Origin of the sequence: Streptomyces sp. NPDC049040 (genome assembly GCF_043197715.1) — a bacterium.
In the GTDB taxonomy this organism is placed as follows: Bacteria; Actinomycetota; Actinomycetes; order Streptomycetales; family Streptomycetaceae; genus Actinacidiphila.
Window position 1 is genome coordinate 493,548 of the sequence record NZ_JBICTO010000003.1, and the last position, 15,602, is coordinate 509,149.

Below are 15,602 nucleotides of genomic sequence, written 5' to 3' on the forward strand. Positions count from 1 at the left end.
GGCAGCGTCACCGGGCCCTGCTCCGGGTCCCGGTGGTCCTGCACGTCACGACACCCAGCAAGGAAACTCTCCGTAATTGGCTTTCCATTTTTGGTCACTCTCCGTGTACGATCAAAGCTACACCAGCACCACATACCTGGAGAAACCGTGGCACGTTTTCGTACTCGCCTGGCCCTGCTCGGCTCGGCCGCGGCACTCGCCGCCGGCGCGCTCGCCCCCGCACAGATCGTCGGTGCCCAACCAGGCGCCGCGGCCGCGGAGAAGCAGTGGGTCGCTCTGGGTGACTCCTACACCGCCGGGGTCATCCACGCCGCGGGCAACACCTTCGAAGTCCCGCGCGACGGCTGCGAGCGCACCGACCGGTCCTACCCCCAGGTCATCGACCGCGATCTCGGCGGCCTGTTCGAACTGACCAACGTCAGCTGCGGCGCCGCCACCGTCGAGAACGTCACCGACACACCCCAGAATCCGATCGGCCGTCACCTGCCGCCCCTCTCGGAGGACCCGGACTACCCCTTCCCCCCGGTGCCCCCGCAGTCCGAGGCAGTGGGTGCGGACACCGACGTCATCACCGTCGGCGTGGGCGGAAACTCCCTCGGCTTCGCCGACTTCCTCACCAAGTGCGCGCAGCTGGGCGGTGAGAACGAGGGCAAGGGCACCCCGTGCAAGGACGCCCTGGCCGCCGACGTCCCGGCCCGGCTGAAGACGGTGCGCCATGAATACGACCGGATGCTCGCCGTGCTCCACAAGCGCGCCCCACAGGCGAAGATCCTCGCCGTCGGCTACCCCACGGTCATCCCCCGGGACGCGGCCAAGTGCGGCTTCGGCGACCTGACGAAATTCGGCACGATCACCCAGGGCGACCTGGCCTGGCTGCGCCAGGACGTCCTTGAACCCCTCAACAAGGCCATCGAGGACTCCACCGGCACGCAGGACGCCGCCCGCTTCGTCGACCTCTACACCTCGTCGCGGGACCACAGCGTCTGCGACGACGCCAAGTGGGTCGAAGGCTTCATCACCCTTCCCGACCAGCTGTCCTTCGTGCACCCCAACGCCATGGGCCACCGCAACGCCGCCGACCACGTCGAAGAAGCGATGCTGAACACCCTCACCTGAGCCGACCCACCCGCGGCACACCCGCCGCCCCTCCCACGGCCTCCGCCCTCCGGCGTCGACCGGAGGCCGGAGGCCGGAGGCCGGGCGCCGCGTTCCGGCCTTCCCACACCTGTCCACGCCGGAGCACTCCTCGGACGAGGCGTCCTCGTCGGACACGAGCCTGCGACCGCGATCGCGACCTGACGTACGGTGTTGAACCAAGGCACCGGGGGGAAGGGCGGCAATGGACCAGGGCACCCGTGGCGAGCTCGTCAGCCGGCTCGTCGAGGCGATCGGATCCGTCAGTACCGCGCACCCGTTGCGGGTCGCCGTCGACGGGCCCCCCGCCTCCGGCAAGACCACGCTGGCCGACGAACTCGCCGTCGCCCTGCGCGCGCAGGACCGCGTCGTCATCCGCGCGAGCATCGACGACTTCCTCCGCCCCCGCGCAGAGCGCTACGCGCGCGGCCGGTATTCGGCCGAGGGCTGCTACTTCGACGCCCACGACCGCGCCGCGCTGTGCCGGGTCCTGCTCGATCCGCTGGGCCCAGGCGGAGACCTGAGGTTCCGGCACACGGTCCACGACGCGGACACCGACACCCCGTCATGCGCGCCGGCCGCGACCGCCCCCGCGGACGCCGTACTGCTCTTCGACGGGGTCTTCCTCCTGCGCCCGGAACTCGTCGACCGGTGGGACCTGCGCGTCTTCGTGTCCGTTTCCTTCGAGCGGACGGTGGATCGCGCCAAGGACCGCGACGCGGCGCTGTCCGGGTCCCCCGCCGACACCGCTGACGCCGCGGAGATCGAACGGTCTTGGCGCGACCGCTACATCCCCGCCCAGCAGCTCTACTTCGGCACAGCCCGCCCGACCGACCACGCGGATGTCATCGTGTACAACGATCAGCTCCACCGGCCGACATGGGAAGTCCGACCGCACTCGTCGATACGCGGGCTCCGGTCCGGCCCAGGCTGACACGGCGCTGGGCGCGTTGCGCACCCCCGGGTGAAGGGCTCTGCTCATCCGAGAGGGCGGGAGAGCGGGCGGCCCGCGCTCGACCGTTGCAGCCCCTTCTCGACCGCCCATGCAAGCGCTATCATCGGACCTCTCATGGGAGCGCTCCCACACCTCCCATGCCAAGCCGTCCGACCCCCACTTCAAGGACGTCCCCCATGCTTCGCAGACCCCTCGCCGCGCTCGTCGCGGCCCTGTCCCTGATCGGCGGAGCCGTCACCGTGGCCTCCGCCACGGCCGCCGCCACGAGCTCCCCCGCCGCGGGCGCGGCCGCCGCGCCCGCGGCCGTCGCCGACACGTACAGCTGGAAGAACGTGCAGATCGGCGGCGGCGGCTTCGTCCCCGGCATCATCTTCAACCAGTCGGAGAAGAACCTCGCCTACGCCAGGACGGACATCGGCGGCGCCTACCGCTGGAACGAGTCGACGAAGTCCTGGATCCCGCTGCTGGACTCCGCGGGCTGGACCGACTGGAACAAGAACGGCGTGGTCAGCCTGGCCACCGACGCGCTCGCCCCGGACAAGGTGTACGCGGCCGTCGGCATGTACACCAACTCATGGGACCCCAACAACGGGTCCATCCTGCGCTCGTCCGACCGCGGCGCGACCTGGTCGGCGACCGCGCTGCCGTTCAAACTCGGCGGCAACATGCCGGGGCGCGGCATGGGCGAGCGGCTCGCCATCGACCCGAACAAGGACAGCGTGCTGTACTTCGCGGCGCCCAGCGGCAACGGGCTGTGGCGCAGCACCGACTCGGGGGTCACCTGGGCGAAGGTCACCTCCTTCCCCAACGTGGGCAACTACATCGCCGACGCCTCCGACAGCACCGGCTACCAGAGCGACAACCAGGGCGACGTGTGGGTGACCTTCGACCCGCGCACCGGCACCAAGGGCGCCACCACGCAGACCATCTACGTGGGCGTGGCCGACAAGGCCAACACCGTCTACCGCTCGACCGACGGCGGCGCCAGCTGGTCCAGGCTGGCCGGCCAGCCCACCGGCTACATCGCCCACAAGGGCGTCCTGGACTCGGTGAACGGCTACCTCTACATCGCCACCAGTGACACCGGCGGCCCGTACGACGGCGCCAAGGGCCAGGTGTGGCGGTACGCGACCGCGACCGGCACCTGGACCAACGTCAGCCCGATGTCGGACGCCGACACCTACTTCGGCTACAGCGGCCTGAGCGTCGACCGGCAGCACCCGGGCACCGTCATGGTCACCGGCTACAGCTCCTGGTGGGCCGACACCCAGATATTCCGCAGCACCAACAGCGGCACCAGCTGGACGCGGGCCTGGGACACCCCGAGCTACCCCACCCGCAGCGACCGCTACACCATGGACGTCTCCGCCTCGCCGTGGCTGAGTTGGGGCGCCAACCCGGCGCCGCCGGAGGAGACCCCCAAGCTCGGCTGGATGACCGAGTCGCTGGAGATCGACCCGTTCAACTCCAACCGCATGTGGTACGGCACCGGCGCCACGGTCTACGGCACCGACAACCTCACCAACTGGGACACCGGCGCGAAGTTCACCGTCAAGCCCAACGCCAAGGGCCTGGAGGAGACCTCCGTCCAGGACCTGGTCAGCCCGCCGACCGGCGCTCCGCTGATCAGCGCGCTCGGTGACATCGGCGGCTTCCGGCACACCGACCTCACCACCGTGCCGGCGATGATGTTCACCCAGCCCAACTTCACCACCACCACGAGCGTGGACTTCGCGGCCACCAGCGCGAACACCATGGTCAGGGTCGGCAACGCGGACACCGGCGCGCATGTGGCGTTCTCCACCGACGACGGTGCCAACTGGTTCGCGGGCAGCGACCCGTCGGGCGCGACCGGCGGCACGGTCGCCGCGGCGGCCGACGGCAGCCGCTTCCTGTGGAGCCCGGCCGGCACCGGGGTCGAGTACTCGGTCGGCTTCGGCAACTCCTGGTCCGCCTCCAGCGGCATCCCCACCGGCGCGGCGATCGGCTCCGACCGGGTGAACCCGAAGAAGTTCTACGGCCTGTCGGGCGGCAGGTTCTACGTGAGCACCGACGGCGGCGCGACCTTCGCCGCCACGGCGGCCACCGGGCTGCCGACGGAGAGCGGCAAGCTCAAGGCGCTGCCCGGCACCGAGGGCGACGTGTGGGTCGTGGGCGGCAGCGGCAGCACTTACGGGCTGTGGCACTCCACCAACTCCGGGGCGTCCTTCACCAAGCTGTCCAACGTGCAGGAGGCCGACACCATCGGCTTCGGCAAGGCCGCGCCCAACGCCTCCTACCAGGCGCTCTACACCAGCGCGAAGATCGGCGGCGTCCGCGGCATCTTCCGCTCCACCGACGCGGGCGCGAACTGGGTGCGGATCAACGACAACGCCCACCAGTACGGCGTGACCAACAGCGCCATCACCGGCGACCCGCGGGTCTACGGCCGGGTGTACATCGCGACCAACGGCCGCGGCATCATCTACGGCGACACCTCGGACAGCTCCGGCGGCACGACCCCGCCGACCACACCTCCGACGACTCCGCCCACCACTCCGCCCACCACACCTCCGACGACTCCTCCGACCACACCGCCCACAACCCCGCCGACCACTCCCCCGACGTCATCGCCGACCGGGACCTGCACGGTCGGGTACGCCATCACCAACCAGTGGCCCGGCGGCTTCCAGGTCTCCGTCACGGTCAACAACACCGGCGGCTCCGCGATCGGCAACTGGAAGCTGGGCTGGTCGTTCACCGCGGGCGAGACCATCAGCTCGCTGTGGAGTGCGGACTACACCCAGAGCGGGGCGGCCGTCACGGTGACCGCGCCGAGCTGGGCGACCTCGATCCCGGCGGGCGGCAATGCCGTCTTCGGCTTCGGCGGCGTGTCGAGCGGGACGCCCGCGGTGCCCGCCGCCTTCACGCTGAACGGTACGACCTGCAAGAAGGTCTGACCGCAGCCCCCGCACAGCCCCGCGAGGCCTCGTACGCCGCGGGTGGCACCGGCCCTGTGCCGGTGCCACCCGCGGCGCCCGGTCCTGACACCGGTAACGTCTGTCCGGTAAACGTGACGCTGCGCGGAGGGCTGGTCGAGTGAGTGACATCGAGCGTGTCGGAGTGGTCGGCGCGGGGCAGATGGGTTCCGGGATCGCAGAGGTGTGTGCGAAGGCGGGCTTGGACGTCCGGGTCGCCGAGACCACGGGCGAGGCGCTCGAGCTGGGCCGGGCCCGGCTCACCCACTCCCTCGACAAGGCGGCGGAGCGCGGCAAGATCACCGCGGAGCAGCGGGACGAGACGCTCGGCCGGCTGAGCTTCACCACGGATCTGGGCGAGTTCGCCGACCGGGATCTGGTCATCGAGGCCGTGGTGGAGAACGAGCAGGTCAAGACCGACATCTTCCGGGTGCTTGACCAGGTGGTGGCCCGCGAGGACGCGATCCTGGCGTCGAACACCTCGTCGATCCCGCTGGTCAGGCTGGCGGTGGCGACCTCGCGCCCCGACCATGTGCTGGGCATCCACTTCTTCAACCCCGCGCCCGTGCAGGCCCTGGTCGAGCTGATCCCGGCGCTCACCACCGGCAGTGACACCCTCAAGCGAGTGGAACACCTCGTCACGGAGGTGCTGGGCAAGCATGCGATCCGGGCCCAGGACCGCTCGGGCTTCGTGGTGAACGCCCTGCTGGTGCCGTACCTGCTCTCCGCGATCCGGATGTTCGAGTCGGGCATCGCGACCCGCGAGGACATCGACAACGGCATGGAGATGGGCTGCGCCCACCCGATGGGCCCGCTCAAGCTGTCCGACCTGATCGGCCTGGACACCATCGCCGCCATCGCCGACTCGATGTACTCGGAGTACAAGGAGCCGCTGTACGCGGCCCCGCCGATCCTCCAGCGGATGGTGGACGCCGGACGGCTCGGCCGCAAGTCGGGCGCGGGCTTCTACCCGTACTGACCGCCGACGGGCACCGGCACGGCGCCGGCGCGCACACCGTGCCGCCCGGCCCGGCGCTGACCGCTGCGTGCCGGGCTCAGTCGCCGCCGCTGTGCGCCTCGTAGGCCTTGATGACGGTGTCGGTCGGGCCGTCCATCAGCAGCTCGCCCTTCTCCAGCCACAGCACCCGGTCGCAGGTGTCGCGGATGGAGGTGTTGTTGTGGCTGACCAGGAAGACCGTGCCGGCCTCCTTGCGCAGCTCGCGGATCCGCTCCTCGGACCTGCGCTGGAAGGCCCGGTCGCCGGTGGCCAGTGCCTCGTCGATCATCAGCACGTCGTGGTTCTTGGCCGCCGCGATGGAGAACCGCAGCCGGGCGGCCATTCCCGAGGAGTACGTGCGCATCGGCAGCGAGACGAAATCGCCCTTGTCGTCGATGCCGGAGAAGTCCACGATCCCCTGGTAGCGCTCCTTGACCTCCTCCTGCGACATCCCCATCGCCAGGCCGCCGAGTACCACGTTGGTGGCGCCGGTCAGGTCGTTCATCAGCGCCGCGTTCACGCCCAGCAGCGACGGCTGGCCGTCGGTGTAGACCCGGCCGCCGTCCGGTGGGAGCAGGCCCGCGATGGCCTTGAGCAGCGTGGTCTTGCCGGAACCGTTGGAGCCGATGATGCCGATGGCCTCGCCGCGGTAGGCGGTGAAGCTCACCCCCTTGACCGCGTGCACGGTCTGCACGGTGGGCGAGCCCCGTCGCAGCAGCATGCGGCGCAGCGCCAGCGTGGCGCTGCCGTGGCCCGTTCCCGACAGGTGGATCCGGTAGACCACGTGCAGGCCGTCCACCACGACGGTCGGCACCCCGGGCGGCGTGGGCGGACGGGCCGCGGGACGCGGGCCGGTCCGCGGCGCCGCCTGCTGCCCTGCGGCCTCGCCTGCTGGCTGTTCGGCCACGTCCGTACTCCTCTTCGGACGACCAGCGGCACGCGTGTCGCGCACTCCCCGCCACCGTCGCCCGGATCGGCGCCTGCGGCCACAGGTACGGCGGCAGCCGGGTGACGCAGCCGTGCCTGGCCCCCGAATGCAAGGATGCCCCCCATGCGCCAAGACCTCGAACGCATCGCTCTGATCTCCGACGTCCACGGAAACCTGACGGCGCTCGAAGCCGTCCTCGACGACATCGACGCCCGCGGGATCACCCGGATATTCAACCTCGGCGACTACGTGGGCAAAGGACCGCGAGGAAAGGAGGTGGTGGACATCTGCCGTGCGCGCTGCGAAGTGAACATCCTCGGGAACTGGGACGACTTCCTGCCCGACCCCGACCGGGACTACGACAGCGAGGCCATGGCCTGGTGGCTGGCCCAGCTCTCCGACGGGCAGGGCGCGTGGCTGCGCGGGCTGCCCTTCAGCCACGACTTCCTGGTCAGCGGCCGCCGGGTGCGGCTCTTCCACGCCTCCCCCACGTCCGTGCACCGGCGGGTGCGCTTCGACCACGAGGAGGCCGAGTTCCTGGAGATGTTCGGCAACACCCCGGCCACCGGGGACGGCCCGCTGCCGTCCGTGGTCGGCTACGGCGACACCCACGACGCCTACTACGAGGTCGACCGGGAGCGCAGGACCCTGTTCAACACGGGCAGCGTCGGCAACAGCCTGGACGACCCGACCCCGGTCTACGTCATCGTGGAGGGGGTCTACGACTCCCCGGACGACGGGCCCTTCTCGCTGCAGTTCGTCCGGGTGCCCTACGACGTCGAGGCGGAGCTCGCGGTGGCGCGGGCCATGGGGATGCCGGAACTCGAAGGCTATGAAGGCGAGTTGCGGCACGGGATCTACCGCAAGAACATCCTCGCCGGCGAGGCGCCCGGCTACCACCGACGTCCCCGGAGCGCGCCGGCAGCACCGTAGCGCTGGGCGCCTCGGGGCCCATGGGGCTCCAGCGCTGCGACCGGGAAGGCTTGGCCGGTGGGCCTTTCGGGTCGCAGCGCTACGGGGCCGACAGCGCGGTCGCGCGGGAGCGCGGGAAACGGGTGCAGCCCTCGTGCGACAGCGCGAGGAGGGCGATGTCGTCGGCGGACCGGCCGCCGGTGTGGTGGACGATCTCGGCCCGCAGCAGGGCGGGCACGTCGGAGCCGCGGACGCGGGTGGCCGCCAGCGCGGCCAGCGCGTCGGGCAGCGGGAAGAAGCGGCCGGTGCCGTCCCGGGCGTCAGGGACGCCGTCGGTGTAGAGCAGCAGCCCCTCCCCCGGGGCGAGCCGGCTCCGCGACACGGTGACCTCGGTACGCAGCGGGTCGAACAGGCCCAGCGGGGGCAGCGGTTCGCCCAGCGCGAGCGGGTGGGTCCGCGGCCCCAGCAGATACGGCTGCGGGTGGCCGCAGTTGACGGCGAGCAGCCCGCCGTCCTCGGCGAGCTGCACCAGCTGGACGGTAGCGAACTCCTCCGCGGCCGCGTCCTCCCCCCGGGGGTGGTCGCCCAGGTGGCGGTGCATCGCACCGTCGAGCCGGTGCACCACCCCGGTCAGCTCGGCCTCGTGGTGCGCGGCCTCCCGGAAGCTGCCCAGCAGCGCGGCGACCAGACCGATCACCGGCAGGCCGTGGCCGCGCGCGTCCCCGATCAGCGCGCGCACGCCGAACGGGGTGGCCAGCACCTCGTAGAAGTCACCGCCGACCCGCGCGCCGTGACTGGCGGACAGATACTCGCCGGCCACCGCGACATGGCCGACCCGGCGCGGCAGCGGACGCAGCAGGACGTGCTGGGCCGCCACCGCGATCTCCCGGGTGCGATCCAGCTCGGCGGACATCTCACTACGGCGGGCCGCCGTCCACACGCCGACGGCTATCACGGCCAGGACCGTGCAGGCGGCACCGGCCGCAGGTCCCGACATGTCGACGGAGTCGTCGGCGAGGTCGGTGCCGAGGGCGGCGAGCGCGAGGGTGCCGCTGGCGAGCACGGCGCGGCGGTGCGCACCGGAGGCGGCGCTCAGGGCCGGGGTCACCGCGAGGGCGGGCAGCACATCGGTGCCGTGCGGCACCTGCCACGTCAGGACGCTCATCGCCGCGACCCAGACCGCCGAAAGCGGCGCCCACGGCGCGCGGCGCAGGCCGCGGATGGTTCGCATCAGGCTCATGCAGCCGGCTCCCCCTTGCGGCTCTTCGCGTCCCCCCGATTCTTGCCGCTGTCCCGCCGCCACGCCCGGCCCGTTCCCCCGGGCTCACCCGATCGAGCGAACATGCCCGCCGTCGGTTGAGGAGTCGCCCCGGGGGATGCGTATGCGCCTGCCGGCACGTGGTGGCCGAACACCCGGGTGCCCCCGCAGGACCTCGCGGACCCGCCTCCCGGCGCACACTCCCGCCGCGGGTATGTCGGCAGGCGCACACTCCCGCCGCGGGTACGTCGGCCGCTACTGCCGCGCAGGCCGGGCGCGCGGGCGGCCGTAAGAGCCCACGTGCACGGCACGGCCGGGAAGGCCGCCCCCTGGTCCAGAGGCCACGCACGTCAGCGCCCGCGAGGGCGCACCCGCACGACAGTGGCCGGGAACGCGGCCCTCTGCCGCTGAGGCCGAACGCGTCACCGCCGACGAGAGCGCAGACGCCCGGCGGGGATGGACGCGGCGGGGCGCGGCCGGGAAGCCGGGCCGGGGGGAGGAGGCAGGGGCGCCTCCTCCCCCCGGGGCCGGGTCAGGCGCGGAGGGCGGCGTTCGTACGGCTCGCCGCCGAGGCGACGGCCGAGTCGCGCGCCGCGGACGCCTCGTCCGCGGTCAGCGTGCGGTCCTTCGCCCGGAAACGCAGCGCGTAGGCCAGGGACTTGCGGCCCTCGCCGATCTGCGGGCCGGTGAAGATGTCGAACAGGCGCACCGATTCGAGCAGCTCACCCGCCCCGTCGCGGAGCGCCGCCTCCACGTCCGCCGCCGGGACATCGGCGGCGACCACGAGCGCGACATCCTGCGTGGCGACGGGGAAGGTCGAGACCCGCGGCCCACCGGGCCGCTCGCCGCCGACCCGCTCGACCAGGTCGAGGTCGATCTCCATCGCGCTGGTCCGCTCGGGCACCCCGAAGGCCTTGGTGACCCGGGGGTGGAGTTCGCCGGCGTGGCCGACGACCTGCTCGCCTGCGAGCAGGACGGCGCACCGCCCCGGGTGGAAGGGCGCGTGGTGCCCGGCCTTCACGGTGAGGGCGACGCCTGCCTCGCGGGCGACGGTCCTCGCGGCCTCGATCGCGTCCGCCCAGCTCGCGGGGTGGCCCGCGCCCCACCAGCCGGGGAGCTCGCGGGCACCGGCCAGCACCGCGCCGACGCGCAGCGGCTGGTCGGGGAGCGCGGCCTGGAGGGCGGCGATCTCCTCGTCGGTGGGCCGCCGGTCGACTGGCAGCCGCGGCGGCAGGACCTGCTCGCCCGCCGGCAGGAAGACCAGGCCCGACTCGAACAGCGCGAGGTCGTGCGCACCGCGCCCCGCATTGCGGCGCAGCGTGCCGAGCAGCCCCGGCAGCAGCGTGGTGCGCAGCGCCGGCTCGCCGTCGTCGAGCGGGTTGGCCAGCCGCACCGTGCGGCGGCGCTCGTCGTCCTCGTCGAGGCCCATCCGGTCGAAGGACTCCGCCCCGAGGAAGGGGTAGCTGGGCGCTTCGACGTAGCCGGCGCCTGCCAGTGCCCTGCCGACCCGGCGGCGCAGCAGCTGGGATTCGGTCAGGCCGCGGCCCGCGGGCGGCTGCGGCAGGGTCGACGGCAGGTTCTCGTAGCCTTCGAGCCTGATGACCTCTTCCGCGAGGTCGTTGGGGTACGACAGGTCGGGGCGCCAGGACGGCACGGTGACCGTCAGGTCGTCGCTGCCCAGGACGTCGCAGCCGATCTCCTGGAGGCGGCGGACGACGGTCTCGCGGCCGTACTCGGTGCCGGCGACCCGGTCCGGGTGGTCGGCGGGCATGGCGATGGTGCGCGGCTGCGACGGTGCGGCGATCTCGGTGACACCCGGCTCCGCGGTGCCGCCGGCGAGGCCGACGAGCAGGTCGACGGCGCGCTGGGCGGCGGCGGAGGTGGTGAGCGGGTCGGTGCCGCGCTCGAAGCGGCGGGACGCCTCGGAGCCGAGCTTGTGCCGGCGCGAGGTGCGCGCGATCGGGATCGGCGCGAAGTGCGCGGCCTCGATCACGACGTCGGTGGAGCCGCCGTCGGCGATCTCGGTGTGGGCACCGCCCATGACGCCGGCCAGGCCGATCGCCCCGCTGTCGTCGGTGATGACCAGGTCATCGGCGGCGAGGACCCGCTTCACACCGTCCAGGGTGGTCAGCTTCTCGCCGGGCTGCGCACGGCGTACGCCGATGGGACCGTCGATCCGGGACCGGTCGTAGGCGTGCAGCGGCTGGCCCAGTTCGAACATCACGTAGTTGGTGACGTCGACGGTCAGCGAGATCGGGCGCACCCCGACCTTCTGCAGGCGCCGCCGGAGCCAGATCGGGGACTGCGCCTCGGGGTCGAGGCCGGTGACGGTGCGGGCGGTGAAACGGTCGCAGCCGTCCGGGTCGGCGATCCGCACCGGGTAGCCCTCGCCGTTGTGGGCGGGGACGTCGAGGAGGGCGGGGTCGCGCAGCGGCACCCCGTAGGCGATGGCGGCCTCGCGGGCGACACCGCGCAGCGACAGGCAGTAGCCCCGGTCCGGGGTGACCGCGATGTCCAGCACCTCGTCGACCAGTTCCAGCAGCTCGATCGCGTCGGCGCCGGTCTCGGAGCCGGGCGGCAGGACGATGATGCCGTCGTGGTCGTCGCCCATGCCCAGCTCCTGGGCGGAGCAGATCATGCCGTGCGAGGTGCGGCCGTAGGTCTTGCGGGCGGAGATCCGGAAGTCGCCGGGCAGCACACCGCCGGGCAGGACCACCACGACCTTGTCGCCGACGGCGAAGTTGCTCGCGCCGCAGACGATCTCCTGCGGAGCGCCGGTGCCGTTGGCGTCCGCGACGTCGACGGTGCAGAAGCGGATCGGCTTCTTGAAGCCCTCCAGCTCCTCGATGGTCAGTACCTGGCCGACGACCAGCGGGCCCGAGAGGCCGGCGCCGAGCTGCTCGACGGCCTCGACCTCCAGGCCGGCGGAAATGAGCTTGGCCTGGACGTCGCGGCCGGTGACTCCGGCGGGCAGGTCGACGTACTCCCGCAGCCAAGAAAGCGGGACCCGCATCAGATCTCCATCCCGAACGGGAGGGTGAAGCGCACGTCACCCTCGACGATGTCTCGCATGTCCTCGACGTTGTGGCGGAACATCAGCATCCGCTCGATGCCGAAGCCGAACGCGAAGCCGCTGTACTTCTCCGGGTCGACACCGCAGGCGGTGAGCACCCTGGGGTTGACGACACCGCAGCCGCCGAGCTCGATCCAGCCCTCGGAGGAGCAGGTGCGGCAGGGGCGGTCGGGATTCCCGACGGAGTCGCCGCGGCACACGTAGCAGAGCATGTCCATCTCGGCGGACGGCTCGGTGAAGGGGAAGTGGTTCGGGCGCAGCCGGGTGGTCATGCCCTCGCCGAACAGCGAGACCACCATGTGGTCGAGGGTGCCCTTGAGGTCGGCCATGGTCAGGCCCTCGTCCACGGCGAGCAGCTCGACCTGCGCGAAGACGGGGGTGTGGGTGGCGTCCAGCTCGTCGGAGCGGTAGACGCGGCCCGGCGCGATCACGTACACCGGCAGCTCGCGCTCCAGCAGGGCGCGGATCTGCACCGGTGAGGTGTGGGTGCGCAGCACGACCCCCGACTCTCCCGCTGAACCCCCGTCCCCGGAGGTGGCGGCGGGGCCCGCGACGAAGAAGGTGTCCTGGGTCTCGCGGGCGGGGTGGTCGGGCGGGAAGTTCAGCGCGTCGAAGTTGAACCACTCGGCCTCGACCTCGGGGCCCTCGGCGACCTCGTAGCCCATGGCCACGAAGATGTCCTCGATCCGCTCGGACAGCGTGGTGAGCGGGTGCCGGGCGCCGGGCGGGCGGCGGTCGTAGGGCAGGGTGACGTCGACGGCCTCCTCGACCAGCACCCGCGCGTCACGCTCGGCCTCCAGTTCCGCCTGCCGGGCGGCAAGGGCCTGGTTGACCGCGCCGCGGGCCTGCCCCACCCGCTTGCCCGCCTCGGCCTTGGCCTGCGGCGGCAGTGCGCCGATCTCGCGGTTGGCGAGCGCCAGCGGCGAGCTGCCGCCGGTGTGCGCGGTCTTCACATGGGTGAGCGCTTCGAGGTCGCCGGCGGCCGCGATGGCGGCGAGTGCGTCGGTGCGCATCCGCTCGATCGCGTCGGGCTTGAGCGCCTCGACCTCGACAGGGTCGTACGACTTATTCGGTGCCGACATCTCTTCCCGTTCCGAAATGGATGATGTTGGGGGCGCCTCGCGTGCCGACATTCCGGTGGAGGCTCTGCCCGACCGGACACATGCCAGGGCACGAGTCTACTGGCGCCGCGGGGACCGGCGGTTTTCGCCGGTTCCCTGGGGGCCCGCCGCGGGTCCCGGGCGCGGTCTCAGGCCAGGAACGCGGGCACCCCGACGGGCAGGGTGAAGCGGAATTCGGCGCCGCCGCCCGCGGCCCTGCCCACGGCGATGGTGCCGCCGTGCGCCTCGACGATGCCCTTGACGATGTAGAGGCCCAGGCCCGTGCCGCCACGCTTGCTGCCCCGCCAGAAGCGGGTGAATACGCGGCTCATGGACTCCTCCGGGATGCCTGGCCCCTCGTCGCTCACGGTGACCGCCGTGCCGGCGGGCCGGCCGTCGTCGGCCGCGGACGAGGGCCCCACCTCGATGGTGACAGTCCCCTCGCCGTGGCGCACCGCGTTTTCCAGCAGGTTGCCGAGCACCTGGTCGACCTTGTCGGGGTCCGCCCACAGCGCGGGCAGCGGCTGCCCGACCCGTACGCTGAACCGGTCGGCCCGCTGGCCGGCCGCGACATGCGCGTCGACGTGCCGCTGCACGGCCGCGGCCAGGTCGACCGGCTGGCGGCGCACTTCGAGCCTGCCTGAGTCGATGCGGGAGATGTCCAGGAGTTCGGCGATCAGCCGGGTGACGCGGTTGGCGTCGGCGTCGACGGTCTCCAGCATCAGCTTCTTCTGGTCGTCGGTGAAGCGCTCCCACTTCGCGAGCAGCGTCGCGGTGAAGCCCTTGACCGAGGTGAGCGGCGAGCGCAGTTCGTGGGCGACGGTGGCGATCAGCTCCGCGTGGCTGCGTTCGGTACGCCGCCGGGCGTCGGTGCCGCGCAGGGTGACCACGAGGCGGCGGACCGGTCCTGTGGGCCGCTCGCGGACGTAGCGGGCGGCGACCAGCACCTCGCGGCCGCCGGGCAGCAGCAGGTTGCGCTCGGGCTGGCCGGCCCGGATCGCCAGGCCGCCGTAGGGGTCGGTGAGCGGCCACCAGCGGCGGCCTTCGAGGTCTTCGAGCGGCAGGGCCTGCTCGACCGGCAGTCCCAGCACGTCCCGCGGGTCGAGCGCGGTGATCCGTACGGCGGCGGCGTTGAAGCAGACCACCCGGCCGGTGTGGTCGGCGACCAGCAGCCCGTCGGGCAGGTCGTCGGGGTGCAGGCCGCACCAGTCCGCCGCGGCGGGGTGCGGCTCTGCGGGCGGGTCCTCTTCAGGCTCGGGTGGCTCCTGCGGGTCGGCGGGCAGGATCGTCACCGCGCTGTGCGCGCCGTTCCTTCGCGCCGTGACACCCATCCGCGCCACCCCCTTTCAGGGTCCCCCCGGGCCCGCCACCTTACTAGCTGGAGGTCACGCTGCGGCACCCTCCGGGCGCACGCTGCTCACGAGCGGAGGCATAGAGGCACACTGCGGCGGCGGTAGCGAGATTGAGGCTTTCCGCGCGCCCGTGAATGGGGACGCGCACCACCTCGTCGGCGAGCGCCCTGGTCTCCGCGGGCAGGCCCCAGGCCTCGTTGCCGAAGATCCAGGCGGTGGGGCCCTTCATGGTGCCCTCGTCCAGCTCCGCGTCCAGGTCCCGCAGGCCCGCCCCGTCGGCGGCCAGCACGCGTACGCCGGCGGACCGCAGCCCGGCGACCGCGTCGTGCACCGGCACCCCGACCGCGACCGGCAGGTGGAAGAGGCTGCCGGCCGAGGCGCGTACCGCCTTGGGGTTGTACAGGTCGACCGAGGCGTCGGTCAGCACCACCGCGTCGGCTCCCGCCGCGTCGGCGCAGCGCAGGACGGTGCCGGCGTTTCCGGGGTCGCGGACGTGCGCCAGTACGGCGACCAGCCGGGGCCGGGCGCGCAGGACCTCGGTGAAGGGCGTGTCGAGGAAGCGGCACAGGCCGACGACACCCTGCGGGGTGACGGTGTCGGAGATCTCGGCCATGACCTCGGGGGTCGCGGTCAGTACGGTCGCGCCCGCGGCGCGGGCCGCCGCGACCAGGTCCGCGTGCCGCTCGGCGGCCTCCGGGGTGGCGTACAGCTCGACGAGGGTGCGCCCCGCGGGGCCCCCGGGGTGCGCGACGGCCTCCCGTACGGCCTGCGGGCCCTCGGCCAGGAAGCGCCGCTCCTTGCCGCGGAAGCTGCGCCGGGCCAGCCGGTGCGCGGCGGTGACCCGCGCGGAACGCAGCGAGGTCAGCTCGGGGGTGGTGCCCATCAGGGTGCCTGCTCCAGGGTCTGTCCGCCGCGGCGGACGAACGGGCGGACAAA

At 72.5% G+C, this 15,602-nt stretch carries 11 protein-coding genes; 5 read left to right on the forward strand and 6 right to left on the reverse strand.

The window, feature by feature from the left end:
• Positions 1–147: 147 nt before the first annotated feature.
• The 4 genes from ACGFMP_RS11405 (at position 148) to ACGFMP_RS11420 (ending at position 6,025) form a co-directional block, all read left to right on the forward strand.
• Positions 148–1,116 carry an SGNH/GDSL hydrolase family protein gene (locus ACGFMP_RS11405; RefSeq protein WP_393671852.1) on the forward strand — a complete coding sequence of 323 codons (969 nt, stop codon included), beginning with the start codon at positions 148–150 and terminating at the stop codon, positions 1,114–1,116.
• A 223-nt stretch (positions 1,117–1,339) separates the two neighbouring features.
• Positions 1,340–2,068, forward strand: coding sequence for a cytidylate kinase family protein (locus ACGFMP_RS11410; protein ID WP_393671853.1), 729 nt, complete (start codon positions 1,340–1,342; stop codon positions 2,066–2,068).
• A 197-nt stretch (positions 2,069–2,265) separates the two neighbouring features.
• The gene (locus ACGFMP_RS11415; protein ID WP_393671855.1) at positions 2,266–5,028 is read left to right on the forward strand and encodes a cellulose binding domain-containing protein; all 2,763 of its coding nucleotides are present in this window, start codon (positions 2,266–2,268) and stop codon (positions 5,026–5,028) included.
• 139 nt (positions 5,029–5,167) lie between these two features.
• Positions 5,168–6,025 (forward strand): 3-hydroxybutyryl-CoA dehydrogenase, encoded by an 858-nt coding sequence (locus tag ACGFMP_RS11420; RefSeq protein WP_393671856.1) that lies wholly within the window; start codon positions 5,168–5,170, stop codon positions 6,023–6,025.
• A 76-nt stretch (positions 6,026–6,101) separates the two neighbouring features.
• Here ACGFMP_RS11420 and ACGFMP_RS11425 read toward each other — a convergent pair whose 3' ends face one another.
• On the reverse strand, positions 6,102–6,950 hold the full coding sequence (locus tag ACGFMP_RS11425; RefSeq protein WP_393671857.1) for an ABC transporter ATP-binding protein: 849 nt from the start codon (positions 6,948–6,950) through the stop codon (positions 6,102–6,104).
• A gap of 144 nt (positions 6,951–7,094) precedes the next feature.
• Here ACGFMP_RS11425 and ACGFMP_RS11430 point away from each other — a divergent pair, with 144 nt between their 5' ends.
• On the forward strand, positions 7,095–7,904 hold the full coding sequence (locus tag ACGFMP_RS11430; RefSeq protein WP_393671859.1) for a metallophosphoesterase family protein: 810 nt from the start codon (positions 7,095–7,097) through the stop codon (positions 7,902–7,904).
• 79 nt (positions 7,905–7,983) lie between these two features.
• On the opposite strand, the gene ACGFMP_RS11435 is transcribed toward ACGFMP_RS11430, so the two are convergent.
• From ACGFMP_RS11435 to ACGFMP_RS11455, 5 genes are all read right to left on the reverse strand, one after another.
• Complete coding sequence (locus tag ACGFMP_RS11435; RefSeq protein ID WP_393671860.1) at positions 7,984–9,123, reverse strand: PP2C family protein-serine/threonine phosphatase; 1,140 nt, start codon at positions 9,121–9,123, stop codon at positions 7,984–7,986.
• Between the two features lie 550 nt (positions 9,124–9,673).
• On the reverse strand, positions 9,674–12,154 hold the full coding sequence (pheT, locus tag ACGFMP_RS11440) for a phenylalanine--tRNA ligase subunit beta (protein WP_393671861.1): 2,481 nt from the start codon (positions 12,152–12,154) through the stop codon (positions 9,674–9,676).
• On the reverse strand, positions 12,154–13,296 hold the full coding sequence (gene pheS, locus ACGFMP_RS11445) for a phenylalanine--tRNA ligase subunit alpha (RefSeq protein ID WP_393671863.1): 1,143 nt from the start codon (positions 13,294–13,296) through the stop codon (positions 12,154–12,156). The genes pheT and pheS overlap by 1 nt, the downstream gene beginning before the upstream one ends.
• 167 nt (positions 13,297–13,463) lie before the next feature.
• Positions 13,464–14,645, reverse strand: a complete 1,182-nt coding sequence (locus tag ACGFMP_RS11450; RefSeq protein ID WP_393671864.1) for an ATP-binding protein — start codon at positions 14,643–14,645, stop codon at positions 13,464–13,466.
• Between the two features lie 43 nt (positions 14,646–14,688).
• Positions 14,689–15,549, reverse strand: coding sequence for a TrmH family RNA methyltransferase (locus ACGFMP_RS11455; protein ID WP_393671865.1), 861 nt, complete (start codon positions 15,547–15,549; stop codon positions 14,689–14,691).
• Positions 15,550–15,602 lie beyond the last annotated feature (53 nt).